Source organism: Nocardia sp. NBC_01730, assembly GCF_035920445.1.
GTDB lineage: Bacteria > Actinomycetota > Actinomycetes > Mycobacteriales > Mycobacteriaceae > Nocardia.
Genome location: NZ_CP109162.1, coordinates 2,451,765 through 2,473,606, shown reverse-complemented (window position 1 = coordinate 2,473,606; position 21,842 = coordinate 2,451,765). Strand labels below are relative to the sequence as shown.

Genomic DNA, 21,842 nt, shown 5'->3' with positions numbered 1-21,842 from the left:
GAAGCTGTGTGCGAGCCCGAGCGGCCCGAGAACGAGTGTGGCGACGACCTGCCGGAGTGGGGGTAGGCGCGGAAAGCGGAGCCCGAGGGTGCATTCCGGCTGGGCCTCGCCAATCCGCCGTACAGCACGGAGCCACCGTTGGTACTGATCGTTCCCGAGTCTGACCGGGGCATCGGTGTATATGGCGGTGCGAGAAGGACCCCCGGCGTTCCGGGCGGCGCAACAGATCTGTTATCTACTGGCTACGATTGTTTTTTCGACTGTACGCGCTCGGTAACCGTGAAGGGATTATCTCTATGGCACGCAAGGTCGTCGTGACACTGGTCGATGACTACGACGGCAAGTCTCAGGCCGAGGAAACGGTGTCATTCGCCGTGGATGGCGCGGCCTACGAGATGGACTTGTCGGGGGACAACGCCGGGCAGTTGCGCGTGTTCTTCGAACAGTGGATTCCGTACGCCCGCAAGGTCGGTCGCGCACGTCGGGGCCGGGGCGGTGGTGCCTTGCGGTCGGCGACCGATCGGGAGCAGGCCACGGTCATCCGGGAGTGGGCGCGCAAGAACGGCATGGATGTGTCGGCCCGCGGGCGGATCTCGGCCGACGTCGTCGAGGCCTACAAGAAGGCCAACGGGTAGCGGCGCTGGAAGCAGTAGCGCCGAAGCGATTCGCACATCGGCGGGCTGGGTAGCCTCGCTGTGCCGGTTCGGCGGCCACGAAACCGTCGTGCGGTGGGAAGCACATCGCACCGCGGTCGGCCGCCGCCCGGCCGCGACCCGCCGCCCGGGAATCTTCGCCGATCGCGATAGCGGTGCCGGACCGGGTAAGCGACCACCATTGCGGCGGCGGGGGAGCTCTCCGCCACCGCGACTGTGATCCTGGTCCGCCGCGCCAGTTCGGCCAGCTCGCGTGCGTGCTTGTCGGCGGATCGCTGAGACTTTCGGATCAGGTGCCGACCACGACACGAATCGTGCGCAGTCGCGAGTCGGCGGCGTCGGGTACGTTCATGCCCGCGTCCAGGCCGGTGCGTAGGTAGTCGACGACGGCCGCGTCCAGCACCTCGCCCGGGACGACCACGGGGATGCCCGGCGGGTACGGCGTGAGCTGCTCGGCGGCGATCCGGCCCGCGGCCTCCTCTGCGGGCACCGCTTCGACGGGCCCGAAGAACGCGTCGCGGGGCAGCATCGCGGTCTCCAATTCCAGGTCGGAGGGCGAGGGCAGTGTGATGCGCGGCGGCGCGGGATCGTGCAGTTGTCCGCGCCAGTTCCCGATCGCGTCGATCAGGGTGTCGATGGTGCTCTTGTCGTCGGCCATGGACAGCGTTGCGAGCACCCGGCGGTGATCGGTGAGGCCAATGTCGATACGGCGATGCTCGCGCAGCCAGTCCGCCGCTTGGTAGCCGCTGGCCCCGGTGCCGGACACATCCATCAGCACCTGCATGCGGTCCAGGTCATGGGATGCCTCGGCGCCGAGCAGCTCCTTCTCGAGCACCGTGATGCCGGGAATCTCGGCCAACTGTCGCCTGGCCTGGTCGGCGACGCGCAACGCCGACCCGAGCAGCTCGTGCCCGCGCTCGACCATCTGCCTGCGCCAGCCGTCCAGCGCAGCATAGATCAGCACGTTCGGGCTGGTCGTCATCAGCAGGTCGGCGCATTCGCTGAGCCTGGTCGGATCGACCAGGTCGCCTTGCAGATGAAAGACCGAGCCCTGTTCGAAGCCCGCGCCCATCTTATGCACGCTGACCACGCAGATATCGGCGCCCGCGTCCATCGCCCAAGTCGGCAGGTCCTCGTGAAACGGCAGATGGGCCCCCCAGGCTTCGTCGACGATCAGCGGTTTGCCGCGTTGGTGGCAGACCTCGGCGATACCGGCGATATCCGCGCAGGTGCCGTACGGACTCGGGCTCACGATCAACGCGCCCGCTGCGTCCGGATGCTGCTCCCATGCCCGGCGCACCTCTTGTGGGGAGGGCGGATGCGAGAAATGGCGGGCGGCGTCCCATCTCGGCGTGATCCAGCGCGGCAGCACGCCCGAGAAGATCAGCCCTGCCACGATCGACTTGTGGCTGTCGCGCGCGACGAGCAGGCCTCCGTCCTGTCCACCCGCGACTGCCATCATGGCCGCCTTGACCGACAGCGAACTTCCGCACGTGGAGAAGAACGCGGTTTCGGCGCGCACCGCGTCGGCCATGAGCGCTTCGGCCCGGGTGAGGTATCCGCCCCGCGACAGGCGGTCGTCCAGGCCTGCCGTGAGCAAAACATCGGACTCGAACGCGTCCCGCCCGATCACCTCGAGAACGCGCTCGTCGGTACCTCGACCTTGCCGGTGCCCCGGCGGTGTGAACCCGTACCTGCCGAGGCGGTGATAGTCGGCCAGCGCTTCCAGGAGCGGAGCTCTTGTGTGATTCACGACTACCGCCTACCCGGAATCGGCGGCGGCACACGCCTGCTCTTGGCCGGTGCGGCGGACTTTCCTGCGGGCGACGAGTTCGATGGTGACCGCGACGGCGCAGGATTGTGCCAGGAGCAGTCCGATCAGCACGAGGATCTGGGCCGCCGCGGCTTGGGCGGCCGAGCCGCTGGTGAGCAGGACACCGACGAACGCGCCGGGCAGGGTGACCAGGCCGACGGTGCGGTCTGGCCCATGTGGCCGGGGTCCCGTGAAGTACGGATTGCCCGCTTGTGACTGCCCACGCTATCCATTCCGGGTCGTGTTTTCGTCGCTGCGGGGCTGCCCGGGGGTGTTTACTGAGAGGAACGGCCGAGTCCGCCGATGGCCGTTCGAGGTACGTATGCCGGTATGGCGACTACGCGAGTTCCGTGACGATGATCTGGATCAGGCGATCCAGATCTGGGAGCAAAGCCGTGTGCCAACCGCGGACGAGCCGGTCTTCGCGCTGGCGGAGGTGATGGCGGCAGCGCGAGCGAGACAGTCGGCGGTGGTGGCCGAGGTCGGTGGCGAGATGGTCGGGATGGCGGTCGCCCAAATCCAGGGTGAGCGGGCCTGGGTCCTGTTGGTGGCGCTGGCGGCGCGGTGGCGGCGGCGCGGGATCGGCAGCGCACTGCTCGCCGAACTGGAGCGGCGGCTGCGGTCGAACGGCGTGCGGAGGATCTGCACCCTCGTCCCCGAGGGCGCCACCGGATCCGTGGCGTTCGAGAATTCCGGGTACCTGCGCAGGGCCGGCCTCGTCTACTACGAGCTGCTCGAGCCGTTGGCCCCCGCGAAGTCCACCCTGCTGACCGAACTGGGCGGGCGGCTGCTCCCACCGGGACTGTGGCAGTCGATGGCCGGGATGGATCGTGAGAAGGAGGTCATCGAACGCCGGATCGTGCTGCCGTTGGCGAATCCCGATGTGGCCGAGCGTTATCGGGTTCTACCACCCAAGAGCGTCATCCTGTTCGGGCCACCGGGGACCGGCAAGACCAGTTTCGCGAAAGCGGTCGCGTCGCGACTCGGCTGGCCGTTCGTCGAGTTGTTCCCGTCCCGGTTGGCCGCCGCGGCGACGGGAGGGCTCGCAGCTTCGCTGCGCGAGGTATTCGCCGACCTGGCCGAACTCGACGAGCTGCTGTTGTTCATCGATGAGGTGGAGGAGATCGCGGTCGCGCGTTCGGGTACGGCGACGAGCGCCGCGCACGGAGTCACCAACGAGCTGCTCAAGCTGATACCGGCGTTCCGGGAAAACTACAGCCGCCTGCTGATCTGCGCGACAAACTCGGTTCGCTCGTTGGACTCGGCATTCCTGCGGCCCGGTCGATTCGACTACGTGATTCCGGTCGGCTCGCCGGACGCACCCGCACGGAACGCGATCTGGCAACGGTATCTCGGTCCCGCCGCCGAAACCATCGACCTCGACCGCCTGATCGACGCCACGGCGCAATTCACTCCCGCCGACATCGAGTACGCGGCCCGCGCGGGCGCACAGTCCGCGTTCGAACGCGCAATGCGCGACGACACCAGCGAACCCGCGAATACCGAGGACTACTTGACCGCCGTCGCCCGCACCCGACCGACCTTGACGCCCGAGATCCTGACGGCGTTCGAGCAGGACCAGAGGGACTACACCCGACTGTGAGGGCGTGCGCGCCGAATGGGGGGTGTGACATGGTTGCACTAAACATACGACTGGTCGTATGTTTAGTGGCCGTGAGGCCGCGAACCTGGCCGCCGAACAAACTGGGCTCTCGTCACACACGGGGCATCGAGTGGAGGGGTGTGTACATGAACAGTCATCGAATGTTCGGGCGATCATCGCCGCGCAAGCTCGATTACCCGCGAGGTAATGGTCGAGGCCGCTCGTCGTTCGTAGGATCGGCGAAGTGAATACCCCAACGGTCGGTGACCTACTGCGACATTGGCGTCTGGAGCGCAGGCTGAGCCAGCTGGAGTTGGCCGGGCGCTCCGACACCTCGGCGCGGCATCTGAGCTTCATCGAGACCGGGCGCGCCACGCCGAGCCGAACCATGATCGTGCACCTGGCCGAGCACCTGGAGATCCCGTTGCGCGAACGCAACCGCGTGCTGCTCGCCGCGGGCTACGCTCCCGCCTACGCGGAACCCGCTCTGGACACGGCCGCCATGGACGCGGTCCGCGGCGCCATGCGCAAGATCCTGGCCGGGCACGAGCCCTTCCCGGCGCTGGCCATCGATCAGAGCTGGACGATGATCGACGCCAATGCCGGCGTGGGGCTGCTGCTCACCGGCATCGATCCGGCACTCGCGGCCCCGCCGGTGAACGCCCTGCGCCTGAGCCTGCATCCCGACGGGATGGCCGGCCGCATCACCAACCTCGCCGAATGGCGCGGCCACATTTTCGCCCGTTTGGCGCGGCAGGCCGAGGTCACCGGTTCCCCGGAGTTGGCCGACCTACTCGACGAACTGCGCTCCTATCCCGGTGGCGAGGTCGAGCTGACACTGCCCGAACCAGATCAGGCGGTCGTCCCGCTGCGGATCGAGCACGAAGGGGCGGAGCTGTCGTTCCTCAGTGTCACGACGGTGTTCGGCACTCCGATGAACGTCACGGTCGCCGAACTGGCCATCGAGTCGTTTTTCCCCGCCGACGAGGACACCATGAAGCGCCTCACCGCGAACGCCCGATGAAGCTCTCCGAGCGTCTCGCCGCCCGCCTCGGCCCGGTCCGCGGCGTCACCGACCTCGGCTCACGCCACGCGTGGACGCTGTCCCGCGCCGAATTGCTGGACGGCCGAACTGTTTTCGTCAAAGCCTCGGCAGCGCCGACGCCGGTCTTCGCAGCGGAGGCCGCAGGGCTGGCCTGGCTGGCGGATGCCGATTCCGGCACTGCCCGTCCGAACGCGACTACGGAGCGCGGAGCGATGCTGCCACAGGTACTTGCCGCCGACGATCGGAATACGCCACGCTGTCCGCCACCGACATCGAGGTGTATCCCGCGTCTTCGGCGGCCTTGGCCAGCGGCAGGTAGTACGACGGGTCGGTCATGGTCTCGGCGTAGGTGAAACACATGTCAGTCGCCTTCCCGGCGCGTCAGCGCGCCCGACGGGCCCAGGCGCGGTGCCCGCCGGAACGGGCCCTCGCCGAGGCGGGATCCAGTGCACCGGCCGCCGGAGTGCGGTGTCTACTGCCATGGATTGGTGAAACCTTCCGGGATCAGCGCGCCATGGTCTGGTGGGCATGCAGGCGGCAGCGTGGCGACACGCGCGCTACATCCTCGCCGGATCCAGCTGTGAATCGTCGGGGAACGGATTCGGGCTCAGGCGCGCCATGACAGTGTGCATTTCACGTTCGATGACCGAGGCGACATGATGCAGGCCGGCGAGACGAAGCTCGGCTATTCGCTCACGTATCGCATCGATACCGAATTCGACTGCTACATCCTCGAGTCCGAGGCGGTGACCGCGCCGTTCGGTACTTCCGTCAGCTGCCTGCCGTCTATTCGGGGGCGACAACAGCATCCCGCTTGCCTCCTCGGAATCTCCGCAATTTCTCTCTACTGGACCCGCTCCAGTCTAGGGATGATGTTCGTGCATCTGCAAGAACATCCGGGAGGAAAGCCCTGACGGGAAGCTCTTCCGGCTCAGCGAGATGATGTGCCTGTCAACCTCTGTCGGCTGGGTATCGCTTGTTCCGGTTTCGGCGACCACAGGTGTGTGCTCGTGTGTAGACTGCCGCGACGCCCGACGGAGCGACGGTGGTAACACGTCGGTCGAGCGGCACGTCAGTCGCAGACGGTGAGCCGGTCCAGCAGCTGTTCCACGTTGGCGTGGAGATCTGTTGCGGCGCTGGGGTTTCCGCCGAGCTTGCGGAGCAGCGCTTGCTGGAACATGCCGTCGAAGACTGCGTAGGCGATGCCGGAGGAAACCGTGGGAATCGCGTCGGCGAGTTCGGTGTAGCGGCTGACGACGCGCCAGATCATGTCTTCCCGACGCTGGTCGATCTCGAGCACGTCGTCGCGGAAGGACTCCTCGAACAGGCTCTGGTTGCGCAGGTCGTACCAGAGCCGGTGCAGGTGGGCGTCGGCATCGAGGGTGGCGGCCATGGCGGCGGCGAAGCCGTTGCGCAGTTCTTCGGAAGTCTGTGCGGCGGCGACGACTTCGTCGTAACGGGTCACGCAGATGACCTCGTATTGGCGGACCGCGTGGGTGATGAGGTCGTTCTTGTCGCTGAAGTAGTAGTGCAGCACGCCGTGGGAGAACTCGGAGTTCTGTGCGATCTCCCGCAGGCTGGTGCGGGCATAGCCGAGTTCGGCGAGGGTGTGCAGCGCCGTGGCGGCCAGCTGGGCCCGGCGCTCGCCGAACTTGTCGACCCGGCGGCGTGATATCCGCTCGCGGCTCGTCTCGACGATCTCGGTCACCGTGGACTTCTTCCCGTCTTCTCGCCCACTGTCTGCGGGCACGCATCAGTTTATCGCGAGGTCGGCGCGGTCGCGCCGCAAGATTTGGACAGTCGTCAAGAAAAGTCTTGACGACTGTCAAAATCTCGATAGGCTGTGATCCACGTCGCACTCTCCGGCCGGTCCGAGGGCGGAACCGGGTGATGGTGGCGGCAGCCGAATGAGCATTTCATCTCGAGGAGGAGATGTCGGATGAGTGGATACGACCTGGTCGGACGCAAGGCGTTGGTTACCGGTGGGGCGCGCGGGCTCGGGGCCGGGATGGCCGAGGCGCTGGCGCGTGCCGGTGCGGCCGTCGCTATCGGTGATGTCCGAGAAGACCTCGGGAAGGACACCGTCGAGTCGCTCCGCAGTTCCGGCGCGACCGCCGAGTTCGTTCCGCTGGACGTGACCGACGATGCCGCATGGGAGCAGGCCACGGCCACCGTCGTCGATGCGCTCGGCGGGCTGGACATCGTGGTGAACAACGCGGGGATCGAGATCACCCGCCTGATCGTCGATCTCGATCCCGGCGAGATTCGCCGCATGCTCGAGGTGAACGTGCTCGGCACCGCACTGGGCATCAAACATGCCTTCCGTGCGATGCGCCCCGGCGGTCCGGCGGGTCGGGGTGGGGCGATCGTCAATATCGCATCGGTCGCCGCGACCATCGCGTTTCCAGGCATTGCCGTGTATTCGGCGACGAAGTCCGGTGTCGATCGGCTCACGAGGGTCGCGGCCATGGAGTCGGGCAAGCTGGGCTACGGCGTCCGTGTCAATTGTGTCTATCCCGGGCTCGTTCCCACCGCGATGGGCAGTCAGCTCGCCAAGGACGTCGCGGACATCGGGCTGTTCGGCAGTCCGGAGGAGGCGGTCGGCGCGGTGGTGGGGCTGACTCCCCAGGGGCGGCTGGGCGAGGTTTCCGACATGGCCGACGCCGTGGTGTTCCTGGCTTCGGACGCCGCCCGCTTCATCACCGGAGTCGGCCTGCCGGTCGACGGCGGCATGGGTATGTGACCGCGGTCAGGCACACCGGCTATCACGAAAGGTTCGATTTCCATGAGCACTGACAAGCCCGTCATCGTCTACGGCGCCTCCGGCTACACCGGCCGGTTGGTGTGCGAATATCTGCGCGAGTTCAATGTTCCCTTCGTCGCGGCTGGACGCGACAAGGTGCGCATCCAGCAGGCAATGGACCAAATCCCCGGTATCGAGACGGCCGACTACGAGGTGGTCGAGGTCGGACACGAGCTCGCCTCGCTGACCGAGCTGTTCCGCGGGGCGCGCGTCGTCTGCAACACGGTGGGACCGTTCTCGCAGTATGGCCGGGAGGTCGTCGAGGCATGCCTCGACGCGGAGTGTCATTACCTGGACACCACCGGCGAACAGGACTGGCTGATCGACTGCGACGAGAACTACGGCCAGCGGATGGCAGACCGAGAACTATTACTGTCGCCGGGTCTCGCACATATGTATACGACAGGTGAGATCGCCGCCGATATCTGCCTGGAGACCCCCGGCCTGGATACCCTCGATATCCAGGTGTTCTGGAAAGGATTCCCGACCATCGCGTCGACGCGGACCATCCTGGTCAACGCGGCGCTGTCGAAGGCCTACTACCTGGAGCAGAACCAGTACGTGGAATGGCCCGCCGATGCCGGACTGTACGACGTGGTGGTGCCGGGGCAGCATCAGACCGAACTGGCGCTGCCGTGGGGCGGCACGTCGCATCCGGTGTGGTTCAAACGCGACCCGCGGGTGGCCAACGTCAAAGTGCTGGGCGGGGTCTTCAACCGGGCGCTGATGCAGGGTGTGCCACAGATCGTGGCGGGCGTCGTCGAACAGGTGAAAGATCTTCCGCAGGAACAGAAGTACAAGGTGCTCGCCGAGCAGGCGGCGGGCGTGATGAATGAGATGCCGCCGCGAGAGAACCCGCGGATCAATACCTCCCTGGACTCGGTGTACGCGTCGGGCCCCCTGGGGCGCGCGCACTGCGTCATCTACGGCAATTGCAACTACAAGCAAACCGGCCTGTTGCAGGCGTACGCGGCGTACACGCTGCTGCAAACCTCGCCGAAGCGTGCCGGCTTCGCTTCCGGTTGCCAGGCGTTCGGCCACCGTGAACTGCTGGGTGTGCTGCGCGGTTTCGGACTCGTCATGGAACCGGTTCTGACCGTGCACAGCTGACCCGGCCCGGCTGTCGGCGCACCTCCTATTCGGTGGGTCGCGCCGGCCGCTGGGTCGCGACTACGCTTCCTGACATTTTTTCGACGATACGAGGATCACCCGTGCGTTTGACCGACTACCTCGACAAGGGCACCACACTCGGCGCGGCTGCACCCTGCCTGACCATGAACGGCCAGACGCTGACCTACGGCGCGGTCCAGCGGCTTTCCTGGCAGGTCGCTCGCGCGCTGGAACGGTCCGGGGTGAATCCTGGCGAGAAGGTGGCGATACTGTCAGCCAACAACGCGGTTGCGTTCGGTTGCGTTTTCGGTATCGCACGGGCGGGTGCGGTGTGGTGCCCGATCAATCCTCGCAACGAGGCCCACGAAAACCGGGACCTGCTGGACCTTTTCGACTGCACGTGCCTGATCTTCCAGGATTCGTTCGCGCCGCTGGTCGCCACGATCGTCGGGGACCTGCCGAAACTGGTCACACTGATCAGTCTGGACGGCAGTGCGGTTCCCGATGCCGTCCCGTTCGAAGAATGGATCCGCGGTGTCGGGGACGAGCCGTGGCAGGTCGAGCCGATCGATGACATCGCCCTGCTGGTCGGTACCGGTGGAACAACCGGGCGTCCCAAAGGGGTGGTGCTGACCGGGCACAATATCGAGACGATGTCGGCGCTGACGCTGATGAGCTACCCCTTCGAGGGCCGCCCGCGCTACCTCGCGCTGGCGCCGCTGACCCATGCGGCCGGGGTGCTGTGTTTCCCTGTTCTCGCGCTGGGCGGCGAGATCATCGTCATGCCCGCGCCGGACCTGGCGGAGTTCCTGTTGCTGGTGCCACGGCACCGGATCACGCACACCTTCCTGCCGCCGACCCTGATCTACCTGCTGCTGGATCATCCTGCGCTCGCCACCACCGATCTGAGCTCCCTACAATGCCTGTGGTACGGCGCGGCACCGATGTCGGTGGCTCGTCTCGAAGAAGCCCTCGGACGGATCGGACCGGTGATGGCGCAGCTGTTCGGGCAGTCCGAAGCGCCGATGATGATCTCGACTCTGGCGCCACGGCAACACTTCCGTGCCGACGGGTCCCTCGCCCGCGAACGCCTGTCCTCGGTCGGACGGCCTACACCGCTGACCCGAGTCGCGATCATGCACGACGACGGCACCCTGCTGCCCGCCGGGCAGCGCGGCGAGATCGTCGTCCGTGGTCCGCTGGTCATGGCCGGGTACTACAAGAACCCCGAAGCCACCGCCGACGCGGGCAGATTCGGGTGGCACCACACCGGCGACATCGGCTACCTCGACGAGGACAACTATCTCTACATCGTCGACCGTGCCAAGGACATGATCATCACCGGAGGATTCAATGTCTACTCCGCCGAGGTCGAGCAGACGCTGCTGGCCCACCCCGCGGTCCAGGATTGCGCCGTGATCGGACTCCCGGACCCGAAATGGGGCGAACGGGTGACCGCGGTGATCCAGACCCGCGCCGGCCACACTGCCACCTCCGACGATCTCCGAGCCTTCGTCAAAGACCGCCTCGGCAGCGTGAAAACTCCCAAGCAGGTCGAGATCTGGCCCGACCTGCCTCGTTCCAAGATCGGCAAAGTCCTCAAGACCGAGGTCAAGGCTAGGCTCGGCTGACTGGGAACTGTGCGGACCGGGTCGGAAATCGAGCGCGACTCACCGTCCGTGACGTGGTCTCGCCGGGTCTCGTCGGCGCCATTGCTGTTTCGAAATGCCGGTCGGGATCCTCGGTCTCGCTCATCGGCAGCAATTCCGCGAGCTCGTCGTCCAGATATCGTGCCAGCTTCCACACGTCTGGCACGGTGTTCGGGCAGGCGAGGATGCCGAAGTCGAGATGGCCGTCGTAGGACATGACGGTGATGTTGAGCCCCCCGGTCAGATCGGTGAGGACCGAGACGGGATGGCTTGCCATAACTCGGTGTCCGGCCGCGTAAAGCGGGAACTGCGGACCGGGCACATTGGAGATGATGACATCGGCAAGGGGCATGGCGGGTGCGCCCAGTCGAAGCAGCGTGCGCGTGGTCAGCCCATGCAGGACCGGAGGGAGGACGGAGGTCATGTCGTGCAGCACGGTCGGCGAAGCGGCGCGGAACCGTTCCTTCACCTCCGACAGCGCGGTGTGCGTGAGCTTCAAACGGTGCTGTGCGTCCGGTTCGTCGATGGGCAACGGGCAGAGCATGATCGAGAAATGGTTGCCCGCGGTGCCGAATTGTTCGGCGGTACGTACCGATACGGGAACGGCTGCCAGCAGCGGCTTTTCGGGTTCGGCGGCGTGGTCGACGAGCCATCGGCGCAAGGCCCCGGCACACAGTGCCATGACCACGTCGTTGACCGTTCCACCGAAGCTGTTCTTCACCTTCTTGACGTCGTCCAGAGACAGCGAGACGAAAGCGAAGGCGCGTTCGGCGGTGTTCGGCGCTGTGAACGGCAGTTCGCGATGCGCGACGCGGATATCGGCTACCGCCTGCCGCAGCGCCGGTCCCAGCCGCAGTGGTGCCTTGACCCGATCGATCTGACGGGTGACCGTGTGCGTGAGGCTGCCGCTCAGCATCTGCGACATGGTCGGCTTCGGATCCAGCCGGATGCCGGCCATCGGCAGTGCACAGTGCGGGGCCTCGGCGACGACATCGAGGAGCGCCGCCATGATTTCGGCACCGGAAACACCATCGATGACCGCATGGTGAACTTTGGTGTACAGGGCTTGGCGGCCATCCTCCAGCCCCGAGATCAGGTGGCATTCCCATTGCGGACGCGTCCGATCCAACGGCGTCGCGTGCAGTCGGGCGACGAGATCGGCAAGCTGGGAGTCGGTGGCGCCGCCCGGCAGGTGCGCCGCCCGGACGTGGTACCCGAGGTCGATGGCGGAGCAGTCCTCCCAATACGGCAAGTCCAGGCCAAGAGGCACGGTGCGCAGCCGCCAGCGCAGCGGTGCGACCAAGTGCAGCCGGTCGGCGATCAATTGCCGCAGTTCCGCGATGGTCAAGGGTGCGTCGGCCTCGCCGGGCGGCGCGAGGATGGTGACGGAGCCGACGTGCAGCAGCATCGTCGGGGACTCCGCGTCGAGGAGTTGGGCGTCGAGCGCGCTCAACTGTCTGGGCTGCGATGATTCCGCCGATACCGGAATCATCGTCGGCGAGCTTTCGGCGTCGTCCGGTTCACCCGTGCTGCGATCGCCCGGGGTCGTCGTCCGGACGCTGATATAGCGTTTCCTGTGTTCAGTGCTGCTCGGGGACAACAGTCCGGCCAGCTGTTGCGACAGGGTTTTTCCGGTGTCGTAGATTCTGCCTGCCAGTTCGCCGATTTCCAGCTTGCCGACGGATCTGTCCGATCGAGTCATAGTTCTCCGCATGTGTCAGCCGCTGACTTGGACATCGTCGCTCGGTCCGGATCGGATCGGGGCCAACGCGGAAGTATCGAATTGCGCGTCAGGCACGACGAATTCGAGAAATCTGAGCACGAGCGACCGTGTTCGGACTTCCTCCAACAAGTTCGATGATGCCGCCATGCCGACGCGGCATGGACGCAACGACCCGGAGGTGCCGCACTGCCCACTCGGTAGCGATGTCGTTGACGCGACAGCCAGCTTACCGCCGAAGCTCTCCTGCGCCTCGCGAACGTGTGGCCTATGCGTTAAATCTGTGCAAACCGACCGTTGTTCGACCTGCATGCCGAGCCGTCGAAGATGCGGATACCGCGTCCATGCCCGTCACGGGAGGCCTTTCGCTGTTCCGGTCGAGTCGGTGGCGGTGGCGTGGAGCCAGTCTCCGAGCACGTCGGCGGTGCGGGCGGGTTGGTCTTCGGCGGTGTAGGTGTAGCTATCGGCGATGGTCATCAGTGGCGCACCGAGTCGGATGGCGAACCGGCGCGCGTGGTCGAGCGGGAAGACCGGGTCCTCGGCTGCCCACGCCAGCAGCACCGGTTTGCCGAAGCGTGTGGTGAGTTCCTCGGCCGCGGCACGGCTGAATCGCGCCGACACACTGCCGATCGCCTTGCGGCCGTCCACCCGGATGGCCGGATCGTTCAGCACCGGGCGGATGTAGCTGTTCATCGCTCGTGCGTCGATCGGATATTTGGCCAGCGAGCCGTAAGTGTTGCGCCATCGCCAGGTTCGGCGCACCCGCAGCACCTGATAGAGCGCCCGATAGCTGGCCGGATGCACCGCGGTGGCTTTGAGCAGCCCGAATCCGCCGGGTGTCGGCGGCCACGTGCAGTCGGGTGTCTCGCAGTCGGTGAGCACCAGCCGGGCCAGCCGATCGGGGTGTCGGGAGGCTGCGATCTGGCTGTAGGCGCCGCCGGAGTCGTTGCCGACCAGGGTGACCGCACGCAAGTCGAGCGCCTCGAGGAATTCCGCGATCATCCCGGCGATCCCGATCGGTGTCAGGTCCGCTTCGCGGCGCATCGGAATCAGGTGTGATCCCAGCGGCCAATCCGGTGTGAGGCAGCGGAATTCGTTGGTGAGCAACGGCACGAGCTTGCGCCAGATATTCGTGTTGACCAGGTACCCGTGCACGAATACCAGCACCGGCCCGGACCCGGCATCGTGGTATGCCACCGTGCCCGAGGACAAGTCGACTTCGCGGCGGTCCCCGAGGGACGGGTCACGCCAGGTCGTGTCGCTCATCGGCGCCTCCGCCGCATACGGCGTCGCACCGACAGCGGCGCGATTCCGGATCGCCACCACGCCGCCCAAGCATGTGGTCGCAACGCGACGGTGCGCGCCAGCGGCGCCGAGTCGAAGAACGACTCCCGCCGCAGCAGCCGTCCGTCGTTGTTCACTCGCAGCACGTCCACGGCCTGCCAGGTGAACGTCTCACCGCCCAGAGTGGCGCGAAAGCGGACATGAATGAAGATTGTCTCGTCGTGGCCGGCCCACTCCAGCACGTCCCCACGCAAGTCCGGCAGCAACTCCAGTAGCCGTTCGGCTTCGCCCCACCAGGATGCGGGGCCTCGGCCGTCGCGCAACATCGGTTGCACAAATTCGACATCCGGGTCGAGCAGGTCGTCCCACGCGTGCGGCCCCGGCTTGTCCCATCCGGCGCCGAACAGTGTCAGCACCCGTTCGTGCACCACAGGCCAGTCCGTCACCGGCTTCTCCTTCGTATTACAACGAACCCGGGTTCTTGCAATCATTACAAGAAGTGTCTGACTAAGCTAACGACCTGGGCGACTTCTTGCAATGACTACAAGACTGGAGCTTCGGTGGATCCACGAAAGCAGCGCACTATCGACGCATTGATGCACGCTGCCCAGGAAATCTTCAGCGAACAACCCGTGGATACCGTCACCGTGGAGGAGATCGCCGAACGCGCCGGCGTAGCCGTCGGCTCGATCTACAACCACTTCGGATCCAAGGCGGGCCTGCATGCGGCCGTCATCCAACGCGCACTCGACGTCGACCGGCGATATATGGACAACGCCTACACCGTGGACCGCGGACCGATCGAACAGCTCAACGCCGCGGCCGAGGAATACCTGCAGTTCTATCTGAACAACCCGGAATACTTCCGGATGCTCGCCTTCCCCAGCGCCCCCGGCCGATACGCCGCAGGCAAAGACCTCTCCGACCGACTCGCCCGATCGGTCGACGAGCAGAACAACCGCATGGTTCAAGCCCTGATCCGCGGCATCGACGAAGGGCATCTGCGCCCCGTCGACCCAGTCGACATGGCCACCATCCTTTGGTCGGCCTGGAACGGCATCATCAGCCTCGCCTGGCGGCCGGACCGTCTGCACCGCAACGAAACCGAACTACGCCAATTGTTGACAACCGCAACCGAGATCATCGCCAACGGTCTCCTTTTCAAGGACACCTAGCCGAGTGACGCTGGTCAATGGAGTTTGTTCACCGTTGGGAGAGCGCGATGCCGATGGGGATGTTTCGGGCTATCGGTCCGCATCATCTATCTCGGCTGATTCCGTGCCCCCGTCGTTCACCATGACCTGGGCACGCCGGTCATGCCGACGCGGCGACGATGTCCGACATATGCGGGCCGGCATCCGTGACGAACTGAAGGAGGCCGTGTTGGGCCGCCAGCGAGAGTGCGGGGGCCAGTAGGGTTTTCGCGTCGTCGATTCGACGCGCCTCCCACAGGCAGCAGGCATACAGCAATTGTGCTTGTACCAGGGCTCGTGGGCGCGGCTGGGTTTCGATCTCCCGCACCATGCGATCGGCTCGGGCGCACGCCTCTTCGATACTGGTGGGGGAGTGTTCGGCCAGCAGCAGCCGGATCGCGGAGTCCTGCTCGAGTTCCGCGATTCCGGCTCGGATCCGGTTGTTCTGCTTGCGATACAGCGGCAAATGTCGGAGGCGGGCACGAACATCGTCGGGGATCGGCAGACCGATGCGGATGTGTTCATCGACGATTCGTGCGGCCAGGCGGGGCAGTGCCGCATCCTCGGCGATCCTCGCGCCCTGGGCGAGGAGCTTCTGGGCGAGGGTGAGATCACCGCGGAGCGCCGCGAGCCGTGCCCCGGTGCCGTAGGTGGCCGATAGGAAATCCACCGGTCCGCCCTGCCGGCCAAGTCTGGCACTGGTGTTCAACAGCTGTTCGGCTTCGGCGAGGCGTCCCTGTTCGTAGCGCAGAGCCCCCAACAGCGCGCCCGCCAAGATCGAGGAATGGGTCGGAGCGCCCGAGCGTCGGGACATCGCGACGGCATCCTCGAAATGTTCCTCGGCCCTGGTGATGTCGAGTTGTTCGTAGGCAGCCAAACCTGCGACGCAGTAGTTGTGTGTCATGCCGAACGTGCGACCGCGATGGTAGGGAGCCGCCCGCCGGTGCCATCGATAGGCTGCCGCGAAGTCGAACCGGTTCAACGCATCGGTGGCGGCCATCGTGGCGCCGTTGTTTGCGACGAATGGCGAGGCTGCATCATCGATATGTTCGGCCACCAGCTTCGGCAGGCCGTCGAAGCGGTCGGTCACGTACTCCTCGACACAGGTCACCAAGGCCGCCTCAGCGCGTAGCGTGGCCGCATCCTCGGCTGGTACCGCACCGGAATCCAGCGCCGCGAGAACGTTCTTCAAGGCAGTCCGAGTCCGCTGTCGGCGCTGCAAGCCGATATTCGCCCATGCGACGCACAGCTGCAGTCGTGGCCGTGATTCGGTGAGGCTGCCAGGCAGTTTCGCCATCATCCCGAGGAAAGTGGCCATACGGGAACGCTCGATGAGGTCGAGGGCGCGGGCTTCGACCAGATCCACCGCACGCTGGGGATCACCGGCGGCCATGGCGTGATCGACTGCGTCGGTGATCATCTCGTGTTCGGCGAACCAGGCCGACGCTCGCTGATGGAGTTGTGCGAGCCGGTCGGGATCGGAGCGTACGAGCCGACGTTGGAGGTAGTCGGCGAACAAGTGGTGGTAGCGGAACCATTCGTCATCATCGTCCAGGCGGTACAGGAACAGGTTGCTGTCGGCGACCTGTTCGAGCATTTCCTGGCTGTCGGCCCGGTCGGAGAGGAGAGCGGCGAGGTCGGCGCGCACCTTGCCGGTGATCGAGGTCGACAGCAGGAAGTCGAGCAGTTGTGGTTCGAGTGCGTCGAGGACGTTCTCGGCGAGGTATTCACCGATGACGTGGTGCCGACCGGTGAGGCGATCGATGAACGCGGACGGATCGTTGCGACCGCGCAGCGACAGGGATGCCAATTGGAGTGCGGCGGGCCATCCTTCGGTCGACTCTTGCAATCGGGTCACATCCGTGGCGCTCAGTAGCAGCCCGTTGTCGATGAGGAAGGCAGTCGTTTCAGCAGCATCGAAACGTAGTGCGGTGACATCGATCTCGATGAGTTCGTCGCGCACCAGCATCCGGGTGAGCGGCAGCCCGGCCCTGGTGCGGCTGGCGACGACGACCCACAGGTGGTGGCAGCCGTGCTCGAGCAGGTACTCCAAAGCGGCACGGGTCGCGTCGCTGGTCACTCGATGCCAGTCGTCGATCACCAGCACCATTGCCTGGCCACTGTCGTGGATCTCGTCGATCAGCGCGCAGAGCACGTATCGCGTGGTGTCCGACGATCGTTCCTCGAGCAGTGCACCCAGTTCGCGGGCGAGTTCCGGCCGCACGCACCGGATCGCCTCCACCAAGTGGGCGAGGAACCAGGCGGCGTTGTCGTCGTCGGAGTCGGCGGTCAGCCAAGCCATCGGCGCGCCGTCGGATTCCAGTCGGCGCCCCCACTGGAGGGCCAGGGTGGTCTTGCCGAAACCCGCCGGGCCGTGGATCACCGTCAGTCGCCGTTGCTCGCCGTGGCGAAGGATGTCCAGGATGCGGGTGCGCTCGATCAGCGTCCGCGGCGTGCTCGGCGGCCGGAACTTTGTCGCGGCGATCGGCGGAACCGGTGGCGTCACCGAGCCGGGGGAACGGGCAGGCAACACCGATGGTGCGGCCCTCCGCTCCGTCTCGGCGGCGGGTGTGTCCGGCGGCACGGCCATGGTGTCGACCGCCTGCCCGCAGGTGCGCTGCACCTCCCGCAGCTGTTCACCGAACTCGACCGCGGTGGCGGGCCGATCCGCGGGCTTGGCCGCCATGGCGGCCTCCACGGCCTCGCGCACCACATGTGGGACGCCATATTCGTGCAGGTCTGGGACCGATCCCGTGGCGATGCGGGCGAGCTGGACCTCCAACTGTTCGCCGGTCCGCCGGGCGAACGCGGCGTGTCCGGTGAGCAGACTGAACAATGTCGCACCGAGGCCGTAGACGTCCGAGGCCGCGGTGGGTGACACGCCGCCGAGGACTTCAGGTGCCGTGAACGCGGGTGTGCCCTGGATGATCTGCAGGGACGAGGTCGTCGCCTCGCCGAATTGGGCGATACCGAAGTCCGCCAGTTGGGGTTCGCCGTAATCAGTGAGCAGGATGTTGCCCGGCTTCAGGTCACGGTGCACGATGCCGATCGCATGTGCGGCAGCAAGAGCCCCAGCCATCTTGACGCCCACCGAGAGCACCTCCGGCCAGCGCAGCGGGCCGGTCTTGTGGAGTACCTGTTCCAGCGAGCGGCGGGCGTGATAAGGCATCACGATGTAGGGGCGGCCGGTGGGGGTGACGTCGACCTGCAGGACCTGCAGGATGTGTGGATGGCCGGACAAGCGGCCGAGTGCACGTTGTTCGCGTACGAATTGCTCGCGCTCGTCGCCGCGGACCTCCGACGTCAGCACCTTGACGGCGACGTGGCGTTCCAGGGCGTACTCGTAACAGCGGTAGACCACGCCGAATCCGCCGCGGCCGATTTCCACGGCATTTCCGAGGCCGGCCGTCGCCAGTTCGGTAGCGATACCGGTGGGCAGGTCCCGTTGGGTCGCTAAATCGTCGAACTCCGCCATCGCACGCCCGCAGACATTGTCAGGTCGCCACCTTCGGCGTAAGCCGGAGTCGATAATTCGGTCCTGCAGGTTCGTTGTCGAGCTGTCGAACCATGCGATCACCTCCGCGGCAGGATCAGCATCCCGACCCGTCGACCAACGATAACTCTGGTATGGCCGCGGGGTAACCGGGAATGGCCAAGAGACTTGACGATTGCGCTGGTCCGTGCCGAGGTAACCGGTCGATGTGACAAGTCGTGGTGTGCACGGCCCGGTCAGCGACCGGTTGCGACCTGGCTCGAACGCCTCGGCGATGCTCACCCCCAGGACAGCACCGATTGCCCGCTGGTCGATCCGGCCATGGCGGCAGTTATCCCATGGAAGGGTAGTGCTCGGACCGGTCGCCTTGCCGGTGCTTGTCTTACTACTCGGTCGTGTGCGAGAGGGAGTCGATGATGACTGCCAAATCGTCGGTACTGGCCAGGGCGCTCGTGGTGCTGGAAGCGTTCGACAGCTCGCATCTGGTGCTCAAGTTGTCCGAACTGGCCGACCGCACCGGGCTGCCGCAAACCACGGTCTACCGGCATGTGGTCGATCTCGTGCGCTGGGGCGCGCTCGATCGGGCACCGGGCGGCGGATACCAGATCGGCCTGCGGATGGTCGCAATCGCGTCCTATTGCCCGCGGGGCAGGCCGCTGCGCGACGTCGCACTGCCGTTTATGGAAGATCTCTACGAGGCGACCCACCAGAACGTGCAGCTGGCGGTCCCTGATGGCACCGACGTGGTGTATGTCGAGTTCCTCGCGGCGCGGGAGGCCGTATTCGTGCGCACTCAGGTGGGGGCGCGATGGCCGATGCACGCGACCGGCGTGGGGCTGGCCATCCTCGCATACTCGCCCGCCGACGTCGTAGCCGAAGTCTTCGCCCGGCCACTTGCGGTATTCACGCCGAAGACGATCAGCACGCCCGACCAATTGCGTCGGGCGCTGGCCGAAGTGCGCCGCATCGGCGTCGCGATCAGTGAAGGCCAGGTCACGCTGGAGGGCTATTCGGTCGCCGCGCCCGTCTTCGGCCCAGGCGGCGAGGTCGTCGCGGCCGTCTCGATCGTCGTGCCGGTGAGCGATTCCCGCCGTGCCGCCTGGGCGCCGGCGGTACGCACCGCGGCCAATGGGATCAGCAGGCAGCTGGGCGGGCGGTGAATGCACTTCCGTCCAGCGGAAGTGTGTCTTGGCTCACGCATCCGGACGCCACACGATGTGGATCACAGCACACCGTTCGGTGCCGAGCTCAGGAGTTTCGCGATGAGTCCGACGACCCAGATTATCCGTAACCAGTGGTATGTGGCCGCGTATGGTCATGAGGTGGGCCGCGAGCTACTCGCCCGAACCATCTGCAACGAGCCGCTGGTGTTCTACCGCGCCGAGGACGGCAGTGCGGTGGCGCTGGCCGACCGCTGCATCCACCGACGCTACCCGCTGTCGAAGTCGCAGCTGGTCGACGGTGACCGAATTATCTGCGGCTACCACGGTTTCACCTACGACCGCACCGGAACCTGCATCGCGGTGCCCGCGCAACAGCGCATCCCGCGCAGCGCGCGGGTGGCCTCCTACCCTGTGGTGGAACAGGATTCGTTCATCTGGGTATGGATCGGCGACCGTGAGTCCGCTGATCCAGCGACGATTCCGCGCGCACCTTGGTTGACCCGGGACGGATGGACCACGGTCTGCGGCCTCGAGACCATCCAGGGCCGGCATGCCCTGCTGATGGACAACCTGATGGACCTGTCGCACGAAACCTATCTGCACGGGGGCTACATCGGCACGCCTGAAGTGGCCGACACGCCGATCACCACGGAGGTCGACGAGACAGCCGGGGTGGTGCGGGTGAGCAGGCATATCGATGACGCCGAAAGCCCACCGTTCTACGCCAGTTCGACCGGCGTATACGGCCGAATCACGCGCTGGCAGGACATCGAGTTCTCCCCGCCGTGCCTCTACCGGCTGCACAGCCGAGTCGCGCGACAGGGCCACTACCCGCCGGACGGCTATACCCCCGGCTACGATGCCGCGGCTGATCCAGACGCGTTCCATGTCGAGGTCGTCTACGCGCTGACCCCCGAGACAGCGCACTCGGTGCACGACTTCTGGGCCGTGGCACGCGACTTCGCGACAACCGACCAGTGGGTCACCGATTACCTCTACGCCAACAATCACATTGTCGTGATGCAGGACGTCGTCGCGCTGAACCTGGTGGAGGAGGTCATCGCCGAAGAGGAGAGAAACGGCGGCGCCTACCAGGAATTGTCGATCAACATCGACACCGGCGCTTTGGCGGCGCGGCGGCTCATCGCGAAACTCGCCCAAGCCGAGGCCAGCCGGACATGAATGCCTGCTACCGGGTGGAGTGGCACCCGGGAATCGACCAGTTGCTGGGCGTATGCCATTGCGGTGCAACGCATGTCGCCGACACTCCGATCGAGGTCTGGCAGTGGCTACTCGCCCACCCGGCAGGCCACACCAGCCACCTTCCCGTTCCGCAGCCCGTCACGCTGACGGGAGTCCGAGCATGAACACCGAACCGACTTGGTCGGTCACTGTCGCCGACATCCGCGGCATCGCCGACGACATTGTCGAACTCACTCTGGAGGGGGCCGACGGCCAGATCCCGAAATGGGAATCGGGCGCACACATCGACCTGATCCTCGGCCCGGACATGGTCCGCCAGTATTCACTCTGCGGCGATCCCGACGACCGCAACACTCTGACCGTCGCCGTCCTGCGCGAAGAGGTGGGACGAGGCGGCTCGGCCTATGTGCACGAACACCTTTCGGCAGGCGACACGCTGCGGATCCGCGGACCCCGCAACAACTTTCCGCTGCACGACGCCGAACGCTACCGATTCATCGCGGGAGGTATCGGCATCACGCCGCTACTGCCTATGATCCGCACCGTCGCCCGCCGGGGGGCTGCCTGGACTCTGCATTACGGCGGTCGATCCCGCAGCAGTATGGCCTACCTGCCCGAACTGTCGGCGCTCGGCGATCTTCGTGTACACGCCAAGGATGAGACCGGCCGGATGAACCTCGACACGGTCCTGGCACCCGATCCCGGCACTCTCGTGTATTGCTGCGGTCCCGAATCGCTACTCAGCACCGTAGAAGAACGGTGCGCCACCATGTGGCCGGCGGGCGCGCTGCACATCGAGCGATTCGCACCGAAGCCCATCGCCGATGCCCCGGCCGACGGCGAGTTCGAGGTCGAATGCGCGCAATCCGGTGTGACCGTCCGTGTTCCGGCAGGCATCTCGATCCTCGAAGCTGTCGAGCAGGCAGGAGTATCCGTGCTCTCCTCCTGCCGGGAGGGCACCTGCGGCACCTGTGAAGCCGTCGTCCTCGACGGTCTCCCTGACCATCGCGACAGCCTCTTGGACGCGAAGGATACCGATCTGATGATGATCTGCCGGTCCCGTGCCCGGACATCGAAGCTCGTCCTCGACCTGTAGACCCGACCACCAGG

The 21,842-nt window shown here is 65.9% G+C and carries 17 protein-coding genes and 2 pseudogenes; 11 read left to right on the top strand and 8 right to left on the bottom strand.

Annotated elements, in window-relative coordinates; all coding sequences use genetic code 11:
- Positions 1–296: 296 nt before the first annotated feature.
- A complete protein-coding gene (locus tag OHB12_RS09365) occupies positions 297–635 on the top strand; it encodes a histone-like nucleoid-structuring protein Lsr2 (RefSeq protein WP_327118095.1) in 339 nt (112 codons plus the stop codon).
- 307 nt (positions 636–942) lie between these two features.
- Here the strand turns inward: OHB12_RS09365 and OHB12_RS09360 are convergent, their stop codons facing one another.
- Positions 943–2,406 carry an aminotransferase class I/II-fold pyridoxal phosphate-dependent enzyme gene (locus OHB12_RS09360; protein WP_327118093.1) on the bottom strand — a complete coding sequence of 488 codons (1,464 nt, stop codon included), beginning with the start codon at positions 2,404–2,406 and terminating at the stop codon, positions 943–945.
- Between the two features lie 9 nt (positions 2,407–2,415).
- A pseudogene (locus OHB12_RS09355) lies at positions 2,416–2,631 on the bottom strand (ABC transporter permease); the annotation flags it as partial.
- Between the two features lie 157 nt (positions 2,632–2,788).
- Between OHB12_RS09355 and OHB12_RS09350 the strand changes: the two are divergent.
- Both OHB12_RS09350 and OHB12_RS09345 read left to right on the top strand, forming a co-directional pair.
- Complete coding sequence (locus OHB12_RS09350) at positions 2,789–4,069, top strand: ATP-binding protein (RefSeq protein WP_327118091.1); 1,281 nt, start codon at positions 2,789–2,791, stop codon at positions 4,067–4,069.
- Positions 4,070–4,313: 244 nt separating this feature from the next.
- Entirely contained in the window at positions 4,314–5,093 is a 780-nt protein-coding gene (locus tag OHB12_RS09345) for a helix-turn-helix domain-containing protein (RefSeq protein WP_327118089.1), read from the top strand.
- A 267-nt stretch (positions 5,094–5,360) separates the two neighbouring features.
- On the opposite strand, the pseudogene OHB12_RS09340 reads toward OHB12_RS09345, so the two are convergent.
- A pseudogene (locus OHB12_RS09340) lies at positions 5,361–5,474 on the bottom strand (LLM class F420-dependent oxidoreductase); the annotation flags it as partial.
- Between the two features lie 266 nt (positions 5,475–5,740).
- Here OHB12_RS09340 and OHB12_RS09335 point away from each other — a divergent pair.
- Positions 5,741–6,028, top strand: coding sequence for a hypothetical protein (locus tag OHB12_RS09335; RefSeq protein ID WP_327118087.1), 288 nt, complete (start codon positions 5,741–5,743; stop codon positions 6,026–6,028).
- A gap of 158 nt (positions 6,029–6,186) precedes the next feature.
- On the opposite strand, the gene OHB12_RS09330 is transcribed toward OHB12_RS09335, so the two are convergent.
- On the bottom strand, positions 6,187–6,822 hold the full coding sequence (locus OHB12_RS09330) for a TetR/AcrR family transcriptional regulator (RefSeq protein WP_327118085.1): 636 nt from the start codon (positions 6,820–6,822) through the stop codon (positions 6,187–6,189).
- Between the two features lie 231 nt (positions 6,823–7,053).
- Between OHB12_RS09330 and OHB12_RS09325 the strand changes: the two genes are divergently transcribed.
- From OHB12_RS09325 to OHB12_RS09315, 3 genes are all read left to right on the top strand, one after another.
- Entirely contained in the window at positions 7,054–7,857 is an 804-nt protein-coding gene (locus OHB12_RS09325; RefSeq protein WP_327118083.1) for an SDR family NAD(P)-dependent oxidoreductase, read from the top strand.
- A 42-nt stretch (positions 7,858–7,899) separates the two neighbouring features.
- On the top strand, positions 7,900–9,027 hold the full coding sequence (locus OHB12_RS09320; RefSeq protein ID WP_327118082.1) for a DUF5938 domain-containing protein: 1,128 nt from the start codon (positions 7,900–7,902) through the stop codon (positions 9,025–9,027).
- Between the two features lie 101 nt (positions 9,028–9,128).
- Positions 9,129–10,658, top strand: coding sequence for an AMP-binding protein (locus tag OHB12_RS09315; RefSeq protein WP_327118081.1), 1,530 nt, complete (start codon positions 9,129–9,131; stop codon positions 10,656–10,658).
- Here OHB12_RS09315 and OHB12_RS09310 read toward each other — a convergent pair.
- The 3 genes from OHB12_RS09310 to OHB12_RS09300 form a co-directional block, all read right to left on the bottom strand.
- A complete protein-coding gene (locus OHB12_RS09310; protein ID WP_327118079.1) occupies positions 10,645–12,378 on the bottom strand; it encodes a WS/DGAT/MGAT family O-acyltransferase in 1,734 nt (577 codons plus the stop codon). The two genes, OHB12_RS09315 and OHB12_RS09310, sit on opposite strands and share 14 nt — an antisense overlap.
- A 369-nt stretch (positions 12,379–12,747) precedes the next feature.
- The gene (locus tag OHB12_RS09305) at positions 12,748–13,662 is read right to left on the bottom strand and encodes an alpha/beta fold hydrolase (RefSeq protein WP_327118077.1); all 915 of its coding nucleotides are present in this window, start codon (positions 13,660–13,662) and stop codon (positions 12,748–12,750) included.
- Positions 13,659–14,126: a nuclear transport factor 2 family protein gene (locus OHB12_RS09300; protein ID WP_327118075.1), complete on the bottom strand. Its 468-nt coding sequence runs from the start codon at positions 14,124–14,126 to the stop codon at positions 13,659–13,661. The genes OHB12_RS09305 and OHB12_RS09300 overlap by 4 nt, the downstream gene beginning before the upstream one ends.
- A 114-nt stretch (positions 14,127–14,240) precedes the next feature.
- Between OHB12_RS09300 and OHB12_RS09295 the strand changes: the two genes are divergently transcribed.
- Positions 14,241–14,855: a TetR/AcrR family transcriptional regulator gene (locus OHB12_RS09295; RefSeq protein WP_327118073.1), complete on the top strand. Its 615-nt coding sequence runs from the start codon at positions 14,241–14,243 to the stop codon at positions 14,853–14,855.
- A 139-nt stretch (positions 14,856–14,994) separates the two neighbouring features.
- Here the strand turns inward: OHB12_RS09295 and OHB12_RS09290 are convergent, their stop codons facing one another.
- A complete protein-coding gene (locus OHB12_RS09290) occupies positions 14,995–18,348 on the bottom strand; it encodes a protein kinase domain-containing protein (protein WP_327118071.1) in 3,354 nt (1,117 codons plus the stop codon).
- Between the two features lie 431 nt (positions 18,349–18,779).
- On the opposite strand from OHB12_RS09290, the gene OHB12_RS09285 reads away from it, so the two are divergent.
- The 3 genes from OHB12_RS09285 to OHB12_RS09275 all read left to right on the top strand — a co-directional run bounded on the left by OHB12_RS09285 (position 18,780) and on the right by OHB12_RS09275 (position 21,828).
- The gene (locus OHB12_RS09285) at positions 18,780–19,526 is read left to right on the top strand and encodes an IclR family transcriptional regulator (protein WP_327118069.1); all 747 of its coding nucleotides are present in this window, start codon (positions 18,780–18,782) and stop codon (positions 19,524–19,526) included.
- A 102-nt stretch (positions 19,527–19,628) separates the two neighbouring features.
- Positions 19,629–20,711 carry an aromatic ring-hydroxylating dioxygenase subunit alpha gene (locus OHB12_RS09280; RefSeq protein ID WP_327118067.1) on the top strand — a complete coding sequence of 361 codons (1,083 nt, stop codon included), beginning with the start codon at positions 19,629–19,631 and terminating at the stop codon, positions 20,709–20,711.
- 181 nt (positions 20,712–20,892) lie between these two features.
- Positions 20,893–21,828: a PDR/VanB family oxidoreductase gene (locus OHB12_RS09275; RefSeq protein WP_327118065.1), complete on the top strand. Its 936-nt coding sequence runs from the start codon at positions 20,893–20,895 to the stop codon at positions 21,826–21,828.
- Positions 21,829–21,842: the final 14 nt, after the last annotated feature.

Excerpts from the sequence above, each read along its gene's own strand:
- OHB12_RS09320 (WP_327118082.1), top strand. The coding sequence starts at position 7,900 with ATGAGCACTGACAAGCCCGTCATCGTCTACGGCGCCTCCGGCTACACC.
- OHB12_RS09350 (WP_327118091.1), top strand. The coding sequence starts at position 2,789 with ATGCCGGTATGGCGACTACGCGAGTTCCGTGACGATGATCTGGATCAG.
- OHB12_RS09310 (WP_327118079.1), bottom strand. The coding sequence starts at position 12,378 with ATGACTCGATCGGACAGATCCGTCGGCAAGCTGGAAATCGGCGAACTG.
- OHB12_RS09290 (WP_327118071.1), bottom strand. The coding sequence starts at position 18,348 with ATGGCGGAGTTCGACGATTTAGCGACCCAACGGGACCTGCCCACCGGT.
- OHB12_RS09365 (WP_327118095.1), top strand. The coding sequence starts at position 297 with ATGGCACGCAAGGTCGTCGTGACACTGGTCGATGACTACGACGGCAAG.
- OHB12_RS09305 (WP_327118077.1), bottom strand. The coding sequence starts at position 13,662 with ATGAGCGACACGACCTGGCGTGACCCGTCCCTCGGGGACCGCCGCGAA.
- OHB12_RS09285 (WP_327118069.1), top strand. The coding sequence starts at position 18,780 with ATGATGACTGCCAAATCGTCGGTACTGGCCAGGGCGCTCGTGGTGCTG.
- OHB12_RS09280 (WP_327118067.1), top strand. The coding sequence starts at position 19,629 with ATGAGTCCGACGACCCAGATTATCCGTAACCAGTGGTATGTGGCCGCG.
- OHB12_RS09275 (WP_327118065.1), top strand. The coding sequence starts at position 20,893 with ATGAACACCGAACCGACTTGGTCGGTCACTGTCGCCGACATCCGCGGC.
- OHB12_RS09325 (WP_327118083.1), top strand. The coding sequence starts at position 7,054 with ATGAGTGGATACGACCTGGTCGGACGCAAGGCGTTGGTTACCGGTGGG.